The sequence below is a fragment of the Aequorivita marisscotiae genome (assembly GCF_029814825.1).
Taxonomy (GTDB): Bacteria; Bacteroidota; Bacteroidia; order Flavobacteriales; family Flavobacteriaceae; genus Aequorivita; species Aequorivita marisscotiae.
This window is the reverse complement of sequence record NZ_CP122379.1, coordinates 2,421,420-2,437,358: the sequence shown is the minus strand read 5'-3', so window position 1 is coordinate 2,437,358 and position 15,939 is coordinate 2,421,420. Positions and strand designations below refer to the sequence as shown.

At 39.4% G+C, this 15,939-nt stretch carries 12 protein-coding genes and 1 pseudogene; 5 read left to right on the top strand and 8 right to left on the bottom strand.

The window, feature by feature from the left end; all coding sequences use genetic code 11:
• Nucleotides 1-46: 46 nt before the first annotated feature.
• The 5 genes from QCQ61_RS11000 to QCQ61_RS10980 all read left to right on the top strand — a co-directional run bounded on the left by QCQ61_RS11000 (nt 47) and on the right by QCQ61_RS10980 (nt 3,721).
• Nucleotides 47-880: an RteC domain-containing protein gene (locus tag QCQ61_RS11000; protein WP_262913907.1), complete on the top strand. Its 834-nt coding sequence runs from the start codon at nt 47-49 to the stop codon at nt 878-880.
• 222 nt (nt 881-1,102) lie between these two features.
• Nucleotides 1,103-1,381, top strand: coding sequence for a helix-turn-helix domain-containing protein (locus QCQ61_RS10995; RefSeq protein ID WP_237602541.1), 279 nt, complete (start codon nt 1,103-1,105; stop codon nt 1,379-1,381).
• 85 nt (nt 1,382-1,466) lie between these two features.
• Entirely contained in the window at nt 1,467-2,090 is a 624-nt protein-coding gene (locus QCQ61_RS10990; RefSeq protein WP_279447696.1) for a hypothetical protein, read from the top strand.
• A 103-nt stretch (nt 2,091-2,193) separates the two neighbouring features.
• Nucleotides 2,194-2,892 carry a P-loop NTPase family protein gene (locus tag QCQ61_RS10985; RefSeq protein WP_279447695.1) on the top strand — a complete coding sequence of 233 codons (699 nt, stop codon included), beginning with the start codon at nt 2,194-2,196 and terminating at the stop codon, nt 2,890-2,892.
• Between the two features lie 217 nt (nt 2,893-3,109).
• Complete coding sequence (locus QCQ61_RS10980; RefSeq protein WP_279447694.1) at nt 3,110-3,721, top strand: hypothetical protein; 612 nt, start codon at nt 3,110-3,112, stop codon at nt 3,719-3,721.
• A gap of 210 nt (nt 3,722-3,931) precedes the next feature.
• On the opposite strand, the gene QCQ61_RS10975 is transcribed toward QCQ61_RS10980, so the two are convergent.
• The 8 genes and pseudogenes from QCQ61_RS10975 to QCQ61_RS10940 form a co-directional block, all read right to left on the bottom strand.
• Nucleotides 3,932-4,813 (bottom strand): diacylglycerol/lipid kinase family protein, encoded by an 882-nt coding sequence (locus QCQ61_RS10975; RefSeq protein WP_279447693.1) that lies wholly within the window; start codon nt 4,811-4,813, stop codon nt 3,932-3,934.
• Between the two features lies 1 nt (nt 4,814).
• Nucleotides 4,815-6,791: an LTA synthase family protein gene (locus QCQ61_RS10970; protein ID WP_279447692.1), complete on the bottom strand. Its 1,977-nt coding sequence runs from the start codon at nt 6,789-6,791 to the stop codon at nt 4,815-4,817.
• On the bottom strand, nt 6,788-7,396 hold the full coding sequence (locus QCQ61_RS10965) for an HD domain-containing protein (protein ID WP_279447691.1): 609 nt from the start codon (nt 7,394-7,396) through the stop codon (nt 6,788-6,790). Before QCQ61_RS10965 ends, QCQ61_RS10970 begins: the two co-directional genes overlap by 4 nt.
• Nucleotides 7,359-7,850 (bottom strand): hypothetical protein, encoded by a 492-nt coding sequence (locus tag QCQ61_RS10960; RefSeq protein WP_279447690.1) that lies wholly within the window; start codon nt 7,848-7,850, stop codon nt 7,359-7,361. Before QCQ61_RS10960 ends, QCQ61_RS10965 begins: the two co-directional genes overlap by 38 nt.
• Before the next feature lie 143 nt (nt 7,851-7,993).
• Nucleotides 7,994-9,160: an efflux RND transporter periplasmic adaptor subunit gene (locus QCQ61_RS10955; RefSeq protein ID WP_279447689.1), complete on the bottom strand. Its 1,167-nt coding sequence runs from the start codon at nt 9,158-9,160 to the stop codon at nt 7,994-7,996.
• 2 nt (nt 9,161-9,162) lie between these two features.
• Nucleotides 9,163-13,497 (bottom strand): annotated as a pseudogene (locus tag QCQ61_RS10950) (CusA/CzcA family heavy metal efflux RND transporter).
• Nucleotides 13,498-13,786: 289 nt separating this feature from the next.
• Entirely contained in the window at nt 13,787-15,160 is a 1,374-nt protein-coding gene (locus QCQ61_RS10945) for a sensor histidine kinase (protein WP_279447688.1), read from the bottom strand.
• Nucleotides 15,157-15,825 (bottom strand): response regulator transcription factor, encoded by a 669-nt coding sequence (locus QCQ61_RS10940; RefSeq protein ID WP_279447687.1) that lies wholly within the window; start codon nt 15,823-15,825, stop codon nt 15,157-15,159. Before QCQ61_RS10940 ends, QCQ61_RS10945 begins: the two co-directional genes overlap by 4 nt.
• Between the last annotated feature and the right edge of the window lie 114 nt (nt 15,826-15,939).

The following is a 15,939-nucleotide window of genomic DNA, read 5'->3' as shown; positions in this document are numbered from 1 at the left end:
TCCCCAATCTATCTAAAACTAAAAATACTTCAACCGCTAACCTACCATGAAATACTGTAACCGAATTGTAGCAAATTTGGAACGGAAAATTCAAAAAATAAATTCCGAATCCAAAAATGTCTTTGAGGAAATCGAATTGGGAATCTTTCACAGTAAAAAAACATTGAGAAAGCTACGTGTCAAAATCACAACTGAAGGTTTTTTATCTCCTGCAGAGGAATGCCTATTCTTTAAGACCATAAAACCAAAACCCCTGGGATACTTAATATATTATCTCATGCTGGCTACCTTTCAAACAAACCGGCCCCAAAACAGTAATAAAAAGATTAAAAAACATATAGAAAACCACATAATGCTATATCAAAGCTATTTTATGGAACATAAGGCGTTCTACCAGTATCTAGAACGCAAAAGAACGGATAGGGATATAGAATATTTTTTTCGTTACAACGGCATAATAAAGTTTCATCCAGATGCTTTATCCTATTGTATCGACGAAGGTTTTTCGACCTCCCACGATTTTATTGCAGCAAAAATTTTCGCACATAAGTTGCTTATCGAAAGACTCAATAATGAGTTGAAAAATCTAAATAATCCTATTATCGTAGAAGCTCCTTCCATAACAACAAATATGAACTGGACAGGAACAAAATCAGATTTAATTGAATTAATTTACGCACTCCACGAAACGGGAAGTATCAACAACGGCAGTACAGATATAAAAGACTTGGCAGACCTATTTCAGCAAGTTTTAAATATTGACCTTGGTGAATACTACCGCACCTACATAGAAATTCGCTCCCGCAAAATCAACCAAACCAAATTCCTGGACCGAATGAAAAAAAATCTAGAGAAAAAAATGGCCGATGCCGATCAATAAATAAGAATCACACTACAACCTCTCACTTCTCACTTCTCACTTCTAAAAAACACCCACCTTGGGCACACCTTGTGAATTTTATTCCCTCAATCTTCAAATCTTTGTCCCACGAAGGTCAAATCGTGGAAAAAGTTACCAATCAAAAAAAGCCATAACCTTTGGTAGCTTTTTAAAATCCCCGCCTTTGAGCGGGGATTTTTTCTCATCTAAAATCTAATTCTTATGCCAGCCACTATTATTACAACGGAAGATTTAATGGAATTTAAACTCGAACTCTTCAATGAAATTAAAAAATTAGTAGAGCAACTATCTGCTCCTTCAGAAACAAAAGTATATCTCAAATCTGCTGAGGTAATGGAAATGCTCTCCATCAGTCCAGGAACTTTGCAGAACCTCCGAATAAATGGTACACTACCCTACTCAAAAATTGGAGGAATTATTCTATATGAACTTAAAGAAATTGAACGGGTAATGGAAGAAAATAAAGTTTCAAGCTATTAAATCGCTCTCAATCAGTATGCGAATATTATTATAATACAAACCAATGTCCAATGTCAACTACATCGCACACTTAAACGCTTTCTTTATGACTATCGCCAAAGATTCCCGTCTTAACCCAACCCACATAAGCCTTTATATGGCCTTATTCAACATTTGGAACATCAACCGCTTTCCAGAAGACTTTATCATAATCCGCGATGAAATTATGAAGCTGTCAAAAATCGGCTCAAAATCAACATACCACCGTTGTTTAAAACAATTGGATAGCTGGAAATATATTCGATACATTCCTTCCCACAATTCCTTTATAGGCAGTAGGGTTAGCTTGTTCATTTTCGGGACAACCTCTAAACAACCCTTGAACTCGCCCGTCCCAAATCAAGGACAACCCTTAGTACCATATATAAACAATAACAAACAAAATCAAAACCTATTTAAACGGGAACTCCCACAAAACGAAGAAATAGTAATTTCATTTTTTTCTGAAAATGATTGGCCAAAAATCGAGGCCCAAAAATTCTATGCCCATTACAGCGCCATAGGATGGCGTATTGGCGGAAAAATAAAAATGATGGATTGGTACGCCTCCGCCAAAAGTTGGATGCTAAAAGTTGAAGAACTCCAGTTAAAACAAACCCCACTCCCCCAGTCCCAAAAAAAAGACAACCTAAAAACCACCAAATCAAAAAACTATTGTGAACCCTTATAATATAAATTCTTCGTCACCTTGAGTAGCTTGTCCTGAGCTTGTCGAAGGGCAGTCGAACCCCTTTAAACCCACAACAGACAACAGACAACAGACAACAGACAACATGAAACTTGAAACCACATTCCACCCCTCCACCCCCCACATCCTCATTGAAGGTGGAGTAGAATTTCATTTGGGAACAATGAAAGGAGACACAATCCTATACGATTTCCCAAAGATGCTACGCTATCTGGATGCCAAAGGAAAATTGTTGTTCGGGAAAAAATTCAAGATTCACGAAGAAGACCAAGAAATTCTTTATCAGCTCTGCAGCTATTTTATAAAAGATGAAATCAGTTGTGCAAAATTCAATATCGATCCAACCAAAGGAATAATGCTCAGTGGTCCCATAGGCTGCGGCAAGACCACTCTGATGAAATTATTACGCCACCTCGTTCCCCATCATCGTCCCTATGAGATCATTCCTACTCGCAATATTGTTTTCGGCTTTAATAATCTAGGCTATTCAATAATCGAACAATACGGTAATAGTAATTTCTACTGTTTTGACGACCTAGGCGTAGAACCCGAAGGAAAGCACTTTGGCAAAGACTGTAATGTAATGGGAGAAATCCTCCTCTCACGTCACGAATTATTTCTAAAAAACCCGGTCCCCGAGCGGAGCCGAGGGGTAACTCACATAACCACAAACCTCAACGCCGAAGAAATCGAAGACCGCTACGGCAACCGAGTACGCAGCCGTCTCCGCGAAATGGTAAACGTAATAGGCTTCGACAAAACCACCAAAGACAAACGAAAATGAAACTAAAAAAGTTTTACCGTTTCCAAACCAATTCCAGGTACCTGAGTGTCCCGATTTTTCTGCGGGACGTATCGAAGGTCCAATTTAAGGTGCCTGAGTGTTTTCTCTTGCCAGTAGAGCAAGAGAAAAAGTATCGAAGGCCTCAACTCATAACCTCATAAACTTTTAACCTCCTAACCACTAAACTCATCAACATCAAACCCCAAAAAATAAACTAATGAACACCACCCCCTTCTGGCACTGGTTCACCGCCAACGAAAAAACACTCCGAAACATCCACTCCCTTTCAGACAAAGGAAGAGAAGAACTACTCTATTGGTTCTCTAAGCATCTCGAATACTACAGCCCTAAAATAGGCTATAGATTTATAATTCCTCCCGAAAATCAAGACCTACCCACCCTAGCCTTTTCCACCTGTGGAGATCCCGAAGTCGGAGCCCTCATTCTTCACCTAATGGAATCAGCCCCAAAAAATAAAGACTGGATCATCACTGCCTACATAACCTCTCTGGCAGACCAAGATCCAGACTACTTCGAAAAGGAATATTGCTTAAATGGAATTTGTCTCAAACCCTCCAATATAAAATTCTTGGCCCTGCTCATTGACCCCGACACCGATCAATTTATCTTGGGAATCATTCTCGATTTTCCAATCAACAAGTACGATTCTGATTTACTTCGCGAAATTGTGGGGATTATACTCAACGACACCCTTGGAGAAGAACGCTTTAAACACTACATAGAAGACTTTATCATCAAATCCCAAATCCCCCAAGATGAAGAATTATTCGAGTTAAAAGATTTAAAATTATTTCTGGAAGGCTTATAACTATTTCAAGCAGTTTATTGTACTCATTAATACATACTGAGCGTAGGTGCCTGAAGAGAAAACACTCAGGCCTGAACACTGACCACTGTAAACCAAATTTTAATTTCATCCGGTTTCCGAGCGAAGTCTGAGGCAGAGTTTTAATATTGTTGCATATAACTAGGACCTAATTCTTAAGAAAATTTAAAGTGTTACCCTTTCCGAAAAAAATTAAGCTAGGACTATTAGTGAAGATTGCAAAATATCGATATCAACAGACGAACTGGGAATTTCCACAAGTTCCCCATCAATTTGTGATTGGAAATAACCCCTACTCTTTTTGAAAAGTTTTATTTCCTTAGCCTGGAAACAGCTCACTTCTTTTTGGAAATCGGGTCTTTTGAGAAGCATTAGCAAACCGAAAACCAACATTTTCAATTTGGGAAGTTTGGGGACAATCACAACGTCAAAAAGTCCGTCTTGAAGAGATGCTTTGGGAGTTAGGCTCATTCCGTATCCCATCACATTGGAGTTTGACACGAAAATAAGAAACGGATTTACCATCTGAGTGGTACCGTTGATTTCAATTACAATTTCGTCCTGTCTGTGGTATTCCTTAAAGGATTTTAGGGAAGCTGTAACATAAGTTAAAAGCGAGCGGCGTTGGGATTCTTCGTAATTCTTGATAACACTGGCATCAAAGCCAAAACCGGTGTTGCTGAAAAAATAGGAATCATTGACACGGCCCACGTCAATAGAAACATATTTATTTCTTAGAATTACCCCTATCGCCTTTTCCAACTGTTTCGGAATTTTCAGATTGGAGGCCAATCCATTGCCGGAGCCCATCGGAATAATACCTAAGGGAATACCCGTATTCACCAGAGCAGAGGCAACCTCATTGATGGTGCCATCCCCGCCACAGGCCACGATAATTTGGGCCTCTTCTCTTATGGATTCTGCTGTAAGGGTGATGGCATGCCTTTTATATTCTGAAATTTTAGTGGTGATTGAATATTTCTCCTGAGAAAAATAATTCCCCAAAAAGGCTTCAGAAAGTTCGTTCTTTCCCGATCCAGAAATTGGATTTATTATGAAATGGATATGGATCAACCTATTTGTTTTTGAGTTTTAAACCTCCACTTTCATATAGGTCATCCGCTACTTCATAATAAGAAATCGTTTTTTTCATAAACTCTTCGTTTAAAGGTTCGGGAGAAAGAGCGTTGTCCACAGGATTCCAAGAATAGAAATTGGCCTTTCCAAGTTCATCCAGGATCATAACCGTATTGTCTTTTAAAAGTCCCAACTTCCTGTAGTTACCTATAAACGTCCGTTGCTCGGCAGGGTCCATTTTCAAAATATTCTGGCCGAAGAGATTGGAATTATAATCCCACCCAAATTGTGCGAAGAGGGTCGGGAATAAATCGATTTGTGATGCAAGCTGGTTCAATTTTAAGGGGGATTTATTTGGTAAGTTTATAATAAATGCAGGAATGTGATAATTCTTAATATCCAGCTCCCAACGTCCAGCACTACTGGCACAATGGTCACTCATAATAACGAAAACGGTGTTTTTATACCAAGGTTTTTCTTTCGCCTGTTTTAGAAATTCATTAATCGCATAATCTGTATATTTTACGGCTCCATCCCTACCCGTCCCTGATGGGATATCTATCTTGCCTTCGGGATAAGTATAAGGCTTGTGGTTGGAGGTGGTCATTACAAAATCAAAAAACGGTTTCTTGCTGTCGTACGCTTTATCCGCCTCTTTTAATACTTTGTTGTAAAGATCCATATCACAAACTCCCCAAGCGTTTTCAAATGTTACCTCATCATCATCAATATTGGTTCTTGTTGTGTTAATACTGGCATCCAATAGAAATCCACGTCCTCTATCAATAATATTAAACCCGTTGCCCCCAAAATAAGTGTTCATATTGTCGAAATAACCATCGCCACCGTAAAAGAAATTGCGACTATATCCCTTTTCCTTAAACACTTCTCCAATGGTAAATAAGCCTTGATTATCCTTCCGTTTTACGATGCTTCTTCCCGGAGTTGGCGGTATGGAAAGTGTAATGGCCTCCATTCCTCTCACTGTTCGGGTTCCCGTAGCATATAAATTCTCAAAAAAGAGGCTGTTATTTGCGAGAGAATCTAATGTGGGAGTAATGTTCTTTTCGTTTCCGAAGGTTTTTAGAAAATCGCCACTTAGGCTTTCAACACAAATAAATATTACATTAGGGCGAATCTGTTTATCAATACTATCGCGGTTTACAATTTTTCTATAAATTGAATTTGCTTGGGGATTGATCAAACTATCGCCGGCATTGGTATAAACCGACTTTAAATAAGCAAAAGCCTCCTCCTCAGGGATGGTTTTATAAAAATCTCTATAGGGCAATTCGTTATTTCTGAAGGCTGCAAAAAAAGAATAAATCCCCGCCTTTGCCAATTCATTATTATACCTGTTTTCTGAAAAGTCCGCCTTACTGTTTGTTATAAACAATCCGGTTATCAACGCAATTATGAACCAGGGCAAGGCTGCGTAAAGTTTTGACAAAAAGGAAGTTTGGCTAGTAAAAGTGCTTTTGAAATATCCTAATTTCGAGACTATAAAGATACTCCCCAAAACCATTAATACCATCCCAGAAATAAGAAGTGGCAAGGGATAACTTTCGTTAATGTTCTTTACAACTTCATAGGTATAGATCAAATAATCAACCGCTATAAAGTTGAATCGTCTGTGGAATTCATCCCAAAAGGTGAACTCCCCGAAAAAGGAAAAGAAAACTATAAGTGTAACCAAGGAAAATCCAAAATAGGTCACTATCCTATCCAAAATGGAGCCGTAGAACTTTTTGGGAATCAGAAGGAGATAGATAAGATAAGGGATGGTAAAAAATGAAAGGGTGGCAATGTCGAATAAAAAACCAATCACGAATGTATTTCCCAACTTAAAAAACCCCTTATCCACTTCGGAAAAATTCCAAATTAAAAAACTCACTCTCGCTACAAAAGAAAGAATCAGAAATAACAAGACAAAGCCTTTTAACAATGTAAACCGTTTTGGAAATGTTATTTTCATCGTATCAATTGTTTTAGTTTCTTTAAATTTTCCTGCTTTCCTTTTTCCAAAACCTCTTTCCCATAAGTAGTCTTGAATCGGTGCTCCTCCAAAAACGCAATATTGTGCAGCAGCCATGTGTCATCCGTCATAGCAATGCCACGGAAAAGTTCCCATTCCTTTCGCAAGAGCATATTCCTATAAAAAAAATTGGGTGTTCCCAAGTGGAACAAATCGGCATCACAAAGTATCTCCCCATAAATGTCATGGGGGTTCTGAGGCATTTTTGTAGCCTCTATGCAAGAGAGAACTCTCTCAATTTCTGTTTTGGTAAAATTTGCTTTTTCCATATACTGCGCAGCAAGTCTTTTGCTCACTTCCTCGTGGCCTTCATAATTTTCCGAGAAGCCGGTATCGTGAAAGCAGGCCGCAATAGCTATAAGATCTGCATCTTCGGGCTTCATTCCTATGGTATTGGAAATCAAAAAGACATTGTCGATTACCTCTTGCGTATGCGCAAAGTTGTGAAAAGGAAGACTCACGCATTTATCGCTATGAAGTATGTTTGAACAATTGCCCGTAATGTTTTTAATCGTCATCATGGTCGTGATGGGAATCAAGTTCAATTAAATTGTTGGGATCGTTTCTGATTTCAACATGGGTAATTTCGCCACCACTGGTACCCACAAATTTGGACATAACAACACTGCTTATAGACAGGAACAGTACTGCGATAAAACCGTATTTAGCAAAAGCGAATTTTTTGTAGTGAATAAACATGGTCACTAGGGAAACACCCCCTAAAACCAGCATCATTGTATAAAAAAGTTCTGCCTGTTCTTCGTGCGTATGGATAAGGGTTTCACTCACTCCCGGTAGATTCTCTACGATATCCTCCGCAGCTTCCCCTGTATAAAAAGCAGCAATAGCCGCTAGGGCACTAAAAATGAAAATACCCAGTGCCGTTGCCTTTACCTGGGGGCTCTTTGTGATATACCCTGTGAGTAAAACCAAAAACCCAATCAATACGCCCACAATGGGAAGATGGGTTACTACTAAATGAAAATGTACATCGTTCATAATTCTTTTATTTAAAATGTTAAAGGCTTTAGGTTAATTCAGATTTGCGATTGTCAATAGTAACAATGTTGTTTTTAATCGAGGGCACCCTTTAGGGGCGGGGCAAAACAATCGGATTTTCGGTCTTTTCTTTCGACCACGACTTACTCTGTTATTAAATTAAATGCTCCTTTGGTCAAAAACTCCATATTTGGTTCAAAATCAGCTGCATTGAGTATTTGGGTAAACCCATTGTTCGTGGCTCCTATTTTCACCAATACCCTTTTGAAATTTGTGCTATCTTCTTTCACAAGCACGAAAAAGTCATTGTCAATGTTTGCGACCGCTTCTGATGGCAATGCAGGATGTTCTGCAGTTGTGGTCAGGATTTCTGCTTCAATGTACATTCCGGGAGCAAAAAGTTTTACTTCTTCTTCATTCGCCAAATCCCCGTGAATATTTACGGTCCTATCCTGTGCGTTTATTGTCTTGTTGACCAAATGGACTACACCCTTATATACTTTGTCCGTGTCGTTTTGCAATCTCACATTGATTTGCTGACCTACTTTTACAATAGGAAGGTCCTTTTCAAAAATCTTCAATTCTATATGGAGGTCGTCTGTATTGGTAACAGTTACGGCAATATCCGAAGGGTTTAGGTACATTCCTTTACTTGCATTTACCGAAGTTGCATAACCTGATAATGGCGAAGTCACACTGATTACCGACCTAATGTTTTCGCCAGTTAGGGTATTCGGATTAATGTTCATAAGGCTCAACCTCTTTTTAAGGGATTGGTATTGTGCCATAGTCACGGTATAATCCGATTCCGCCTTTAAAAAAACCTTTTTTGAAGTCACATTATCGGTCATCAGCTCTTTCTGGCGTTCATAATCCGATTTCAAATAGCTCAAACGTCCTTGGGCTTCCAGGAAATCCTGTTGTACCTGGACATATTCCGGATTTTCAATTGTGAACAATACCTGTCCTTGTTTTACCGCATTCCCCGGCAATAGATTGATTTCCTTTACGTAACCGGCAAAGTAGGCACTAACATCTGCTTGGTTCTGTGGCGGCACTGCGAACATGCCGTTGGCTTTCACAACAGTGTTAAACTTCTGCATCGATATTTTGCCCAATTCCATATTGCCGGATCTGAACTGGTTTTCGGTTATGGTAATTACTTCTTGGTCTGTATTCTCTATGGTGGTTTCTGTATTGGCCGCTTCTGTTTTTCCTTTTGAATTACAGGAAGCCAGCGTTAACATTAGCAATAGAAGAATGCTTGTTAAGATTTTCAAATTGGTGAAATTGTTGACTGTATTTTTCATCGTTAATTGATTAAATAGTTTAATTCTAAAACCGTTGCGTTATACGCGTTCAGGTTTTGTAAATAGTTTATTTGAATGTTTTTTGCACTTTCCAATAGCTGTACATACTGCAGGAAATCTATCTCTCCGTTTTGAAATGATTTTGATGCACTCGTAGTTAGTTCTTTTGCAAGTTTGCCACCTGTGGTTTCATAATAATCAACGCCTTCCTGAAATTTGTTTAAATCGGACAACAGGCCTTGATACCTTGATTCCAGTTGAATCTTGTAATTTTCAGATTCATCAATCATTATCATAGTTTCTGTTTTTGCGGCATTGATTTTCGCTTTGTTCGCCCCAAACCATAAGGGAATCGATACGCCCGCTTGAAATCCATTATATCGCTTTGCATCCAATCCATTGTTAGTGCCCTGGAAGACTGATATATGCAAGTCGGGAAGCAATCTTTGTCTTTCCAAAGAGAGGGAGGCTTTGCTCAATTTTTGAGCTGAATCATAGTAAAGAATCCCGGGATGCTCACTAAAATTAGGTGGTTGCAATTCCAGTCTGGGCAAACGGTTCTCCTCTATGGTAACCAACGAATCCGTCTGCATCCATTGATGTAGCATCGTAAATGCCTTTCCTACGTCCTCTTTTGTTTGTGAAAGCAAAATGGATATTTCTTTTTGTTTGGTCTCTGCAGTTAGTTTTTCCAATAAATTGGTTTCCCCCACATCATATCGCTTATTGGCAGCTCTGGAGAATTGCCCATAAAGACTGTCCAAAAAAGTGTATTGTTGCACAAGACTATTATAGTAAACCACATTGTAATAGGCTTTATAAACCTCTTTGGTCAAGATTCTTTCATTTAACAGATAATGTTGGGTGGACAACTCAACTTTTTGTTTTTCTACCTTTCGTTGTGCCCCATAAATAGTTGGGAACTGTATGGATTGAGTCACCCCGAAAACATCCAATGGACGACCGTTTTCGGCAATGTTGTTTTCGTCATAATTATAATATACCTGAGTTTTGTCCAAATTGAAGGCACTTCCTACCAACTGTTTGGATTGGTCTATCCTTTTGGCAGAAGCCTTAAGTCCGTTATTGTTTTCAATGGCTATTAGTGCTGCTTGTTGGGCATTAATAGGGTTTTGTTGGGCAATGGCAAAAACAGGCAAGAACAAAAAGGCAATAACTCCAAGAGCTTTAAAATTTACTTTTTTCTTAACTTTAGGATGATGTCCCTTTCTGTCGAACATTGCATATAAAATTGGCAATACCACTAGAGTTAGTGCAGTAGCAGTTATCAATCCTCCTACAACAACTGTTGCCAACGGCCTTTGCACCTCTGCACCGGCCGAAGTTGAAATTGCCATCGGCAAAAAGCCTAAAGCTGCTGCCGATGCTGTTAACAATACAGGACGTAACCTATTCTTTGTACCCATTAAAATTCGCTTGTTAATATTGGTTATCCCGTGTGCTTTGAGTTCCTTAAATTCTTCGATCAATACAATACCGTTTAGCACGGCAATTCCAAAAAGAGCAATAAAGCCAACACCTGCCGAAATACTAAAGGGCAGATCCCGTATATACAGTAACATCACGCCTCCAATGGCAGATAAAGGAATGGCGCTATAAATCATCAAGGCTTCTTTTACGGAATTGAATGCAAAGTAGAGTAAGACGAAAATCAGAACCAGCGCAATAGGTACGGCGATTTTTAATCTTGCCGTTGCCGTACGAAGATTCTCAAATTGCCCTCCATAGCTTATCGAATAGCCAGTTGGCAACTTTATATCTCTTTCAATAATGGCTTGAACATCTTTTACTACCGATTCCAGATCACGGTTACGGACGTTCACCCCTACAACTATACGCCGCTTGGTATCATCGCGCGAAATTTTTGCCGGTCCCTTGGTGTAACCTATTTTGGCGAATTCACTTAATGGCAGCTGCATTCCATTGGGAAGAGCAATCGAAGCCATCTCTAAATTTTCGATATCCTTTCTTTGGTCTTGGTCATAACGAAGCACTAGATCAAATTGCTTTTCACCTTCGAAAACTGTTCCTGCGGTCATTCCTGCAAAACCCATTGTGACGACCTTGTTCAAGTCTTCAATGTTCAATCCGTATTTTGCAATTTTTCTGCGGTCGTACTTCACGGACATCTGGGGCAGTCCCGCAGTTTTCTCTACAATAATATCGGCAGCTCCTTCCACGTTTTGGATCGCCTTTTCAATTTCCAAAGCTTTTTTGTAGAGTATGTCCAGATCCTCTCCAAAAACCTTAATGGCCAAATCGGCACGTACACCCGTAATCAGCTCGTTAAATCGCATTTCTATAGGCTGGGTAAATTCAAAATCAACACCTGCTATCTCCGATAAGGCCTCTTTAAATTTATCTGCCAGTTCATTTTTAGTCTTGGCAGATACCCATTCGCCTTTTGGTTTTAGTTTGATTATAACATCACTTTCTTCCATGGACATTGGATCCGTAGGTACTTCGGCAGCACCGATCCGACTTACAACTTGCTCTACTTCTGGAAACTTTTTCAGTATTTTTTCCATTCGGGTTGTTGCTTCGATAGTTTTGCTCAATGAAGTTCCGGTTTTCAATACAGGTTGAATTACAAAATCTCCTTCATCTAAGGTTGGCACGAATTCCCCTCCCATTCTCGTAAATAGAAATCCGGTAAACACCAATAGTCCTACTGCAATGCCCAGAACCAATTTCTTTTTACGCAACGCCCAGGAGATGGTAGGTTGGTATTTCCTTTCCAAAAAATTGATCAGTCTGGATGAGATAGTCCTTTTTTCGGTATTGGTAGGTTTGATGAACAGAGAAGCCATTACCGGGATATAGGTAAAACACAGCACCATAGCGCCAATAAGGGCAAAAGTGAATACCAATGCCATAGGCCGGAACATTTTACCTTCTACATTGACCAAGGATAAAATTGGTATAAATACGATGATTATGATTATTTGCCCGAAAACGGCGGAGTTCATCATTTTAGTAGCACCTTGAAAAGTAATGCTATCTATTAATCCTTGTCTTTCGTTTTTGGGAAGTGCCAATATCTTAGCTCGTTGACTTGTTATTTTAAAAGCAATAAATTCAACAATAATTACGGCACCATCGATGATAATCCCGAAGTCTATCGCCCCTAAGCTCATCAAGTTGGCATCTACGCCGAAGAGGTACATCAGGGAAAGTGCAAATAGCAACGATAATGGAATGACGGAGGCAACGACCAAGCCAGAACGCAGGTTACCCAAGAGTACCACCACAACGAATATCACAATTAAACTCCCCAGTATCAGGTTTTCGGCAATTGTAAAAGTGGTTTTCGCGATAAGTTCACTTCGCTCTAGAAAGGGATTAATGGAAATGCCTGGGGGCAATGAGGATTGTATTTCGGCCACGCGTTCTTTTATCGCTTCGATAACAGCATTGGAATTGGCATCTTTGAGCATCATTACCTGGCCCAATACTTTTTCTCCTTCACCATTTCCCGTGATCGCACCAAAACGGTTGGCGTGACCAAAACCTACTTAAGCAATGTCTCCAACATAGACCGGCACGTCTCCTTTATTTGTTACTACAATATCTTCAATGTCCTGTAAGGAACCCACAAGACCCTCGCCCCTGATAAAGTAACTCTCATTCGCTTTCTCAATATAACCGCCGCCAGCAACGCTATTGTTTTTTTCCAATGCATTGAACACATCAAACATGGAAACGTCCATAGCACGGAGCCGTTCAGGATTAATGGTCACTTCATAGGTCTTTAGATAACCTCCCCAAGTATTTACTTCTACCACACCCGGAATGCCAGAAAGTTGCCGTTTTACCACCCAATCCTGAATTGTGCGCACATCGGATAATGAATACCGTTCCTTGTATTTTGGATCAACGTCGATTATATATTGATATATTTCACCCAAACCTGTGGAAACTGGACCCATAAAAGGTGAGCCAAAGCCTGCCGGTATTTTTTCTTCAGCACTTTTAATTTTCTCCGCGATAAGCTGACGGGGTAAGTATGTACCCATATTATCATTGAAAACAACGGTAACTACGGATAGGCCAAACTTTGATACCGAACGGATTTCTTTTACTCCAGGCAAATTCGCCATTTCCAATTCCACGGGATAGGTCAAAAACTTTTCTACGTCTTCCGTAGCTAAGTTTCTGGAGGTTGTTATCACCTGTACCTGATTATTGGTAACGTCGGGAACTGCGCCTATTGGTATATTGGCTAATGAATAAAGGCCAAAACCTACGATACCCGCTGTAAATAGAAGCACAATTAATTTGTGGTGGATGCTGTATTGGATTATACGTTCTAACATTTTATGCTGGTTTATTAAAAATTATATCACAAATGTATTTGGCGCATCTAAGAGCCATCTAAGAGGTTTCTTAAGATTCGCTTAAGAATGTATTTGCATCCATAATCCATAAAAACAAAAGCCCCGAACATTGTTCAGAGCCTTTGCCAATCAACCATTAAAAACCAACCATAACATCTAATGGTCAACAGGGGGAATCTATTTTCCTTTTCAAGTGTAGTGTTGCTAATTCTTATATAAAAGTAATAGCGTATTATAAAGTCGTACTAAGGAAATTCTTAAGATTCGCTTAAAATTTAATCGTGAAAGTAGTTCCCAGACCAAATTCACTTTCCACGTGAATTTCTGCATTTATCGCATCAGCAGCCTTTTTGGCTATGGAAAGTCCCAAGCCAGTTCCAGAGATGCTCTTATGATTTAGGGCATCAGACCTGAAAAAGTGGTTAAACAAGTTGTTCAAATCCTCTTTTTTAATACCTATCCCTTCATCTTGAACCTTACAAACAACTTTTGAATCCTGGAGAAAAACACTGATATGTATGGTGGAAGCCTCCCTGGAATACTTTACGGCATTGCCGATAATGTTGTCCAATATCAGGTTGGTGTAATATTGGGGGACCAAAATTTCTAAGGCAAGATCATTGTGAGAGTCTATTTTGAGTTTATTTTGTGAGATATGCCTTTTATGTCTCGAAAGAATTTCGTCAATTATCATGGGTAAGGGAACTAAGGATTGGTCCACTGTTTTTGAGCTCGTATCCAATCTTGCCAGCAGTAAAAGTTGTTCCAAGGTGTCAGTCATTCGGTCTATTTCCGTAAGACTGAATTTAATTTTATCCTCATATTCCGACCGCTCTCTTGGTTTTCGGATCAATACCTCAAGTGTGCCCTTTAATGTGGCCAAAGGGGTTCGCAGTTCATGGGAAGCGTCTGAAGTAAATTGCCGCTCGCGCTCAATGGCGCTTTCAATACGCTGTAATAACTGGTTGATTCCGGAGGACAATTCGTAGAGTTCGTCTTTATTTTGGGGCAAAACCACCCTTTCATTCAAATTATTCTTTGTAATCCTTTTTGTGGTTTCGGTTATAATCTTTACAGGTATGATGCCCCGTCCTGCCAGGTATCTAGACATAAAATACAATCCCACCAAAAGAAATAAATAGGAAATAATCAAAACATTTCGCAGGCTAAGCAATACCATCTTGGATGATTCCAATGACATTGCGGCCAGTATAAAACCTTTAATTTTACCGTTTTCCTCAATAGGCACCTGAACTTGCCGAATGGCTATACTGTTCAATGTTTCATTAAAATGGCCACCGTAGTTTTGTTGTGGGTTGAAGGTTAGGACATCTTCCTTAAGGTTTGGCGATTTGTCCATAAATTTGCCATTCTTATTCAGGATCTGAATAAAGACTGGATTTACCTGAACATCCCGATGTTCTCTCTCCTCCCACTCTCTTTTGTTTCTTACCTTTATGCTATCTCCTACAATTATAATTTCACCTGTATGCTTTTCAGCTTCAAAAGACAAATCGTCATCGAGATTTTGATAGACCGTTTCCTTCACTACAAAATAAACAGCAATAAACGCCACGACCATAATAACGGCAGTAGCTATCATATAATGTAAAGCAATTCTATTTCTAAAACTTAATTTCATACTTCTTTTGCTACATAGCCCACTCCACGAACGGTTTGGATATAGTTTTCATCCTCTCCAAGTTTTAATTTTTTACGAAGGGCATTAATATATACATCGATAACTCCAGTATTATACTCAAAATGGATATCCCAAACACTTTCAATGATACGGGACCTTCGGCAGACTATACCCTTGTTGCGAATAAGATATTCCAGAAGTGCAAACTCTTTTTGCGTAAGACTAATTTCTTCCTTGTCTTTATGGACTTGATGGGTTGCGGTGTTAAGAATGATGTTTCCAAGTTTAAATATGGAATGTTCCCCAGATTTAGGGCGCAGTTGCACCTTGATCCGTTCCAAAAGCTCTTCAAAGTGAAAAGGTTTTTTTATATAATCGTTGGCGCCCGCCTGAAGTCCGAAGATGGTTTCATCAACCGTATCTTTTGCAGTTAAAAGAATGACCGGGGTATCTTTAAACTCCTTTCTGAATTGGCGACAGATTTCTATACCGCTTAACCCTGGCACCATCCAATCCAACAGCAACAAATCATATTCCCCCGAAAGGGCCAATTGAAGGCCTTTCTTGCCTTCCTCTGCAATATCTACGGCATAGGACTCCTCCTCCAAGCCTTGTTTGAGGAAGTTGTATATACCGGGTTCATCTTCTACTATTAAAATTCTCATGCTCAATTTTCAATGTTCAATTTTCAATGTTTAATACTCAACGTTCAATGCTATTTAGGCATGGACAAACTTGCAACCTGAAACCTGAAACTTGCAACCCTTGTCCACCGAAGC

Bases quoted from the DNA above. Each gene is read 5' to 3' on its own strand.
- QCQ61_RS11000 (WP_262913907.1), top strand. From the start codon at position 47: ATGAAATACTGTAACCGAATTGTAGCAAATTTGGAACGGAAAATTCAA.
- QCQ61_RS10995 (WP_237602541.1), top strand. From the start codon at position 1,103: ATGCCAGCCACTATTATTACAACGGAAGATTTAATGGAATTTAAACTC.
- QCQ61_RS10990 (WP_279447696.1), top strand. From the start codon at position 1,467: ATGACTATCGCCAAAGATTCCCGTCTTAACCCAACCCACATAAGCCTT.
- QCQ61_RS10985 (WP_279447695.1), top strand. From the start codon at position 2,194: ATGAAACTTGAAACCACATTCCACCCCTCCACCCCCCACATCCTCATT.
- QCQ61_RS10980 (WP_279447694.1), top strand. From the start codon at position 3,110: ATGAACACCACCCCCTTCTGGCACTGGTTCACCGCCAACGAAAAAACA.
- QCQ61_RS10970 (WP_279447692.1), bottom strand. From the start codon at position 6,791: ATGAAAATAACATTTCCAAAACGGTTTACATTGTTAAAAGGCTTTGTC.
- QCQ61_RS10960 (WP_279447690.1), bottom strand. From the start codon at position 7,850: ATGAACGATGTACATTTTCATTTAGTAGTAACCCATCTTCCCATTGTG.
- QCQ61_RS10955 (WP_279447689.1), bottom strand. From the start codon at position 9,160: ATGAAAAATACAGTCAACAATTTCACCAATTTGAAAATCTTAACAAGC.
- QCQ61_RS10945 (WP_279447688.1), bottom strand. From the start codon at position 15,160: ATGAAATTAAGTTTTAGAAATAGAATTGCTTTACATTATATGATAGCT.
- QCQ61_RS10940 (WP_279447687.1), bottom strand. From the start codon at position 15,825: ATGAGAATTTTAATAGTAGAAGATGAACCCGGTATATACAACTTCCTC.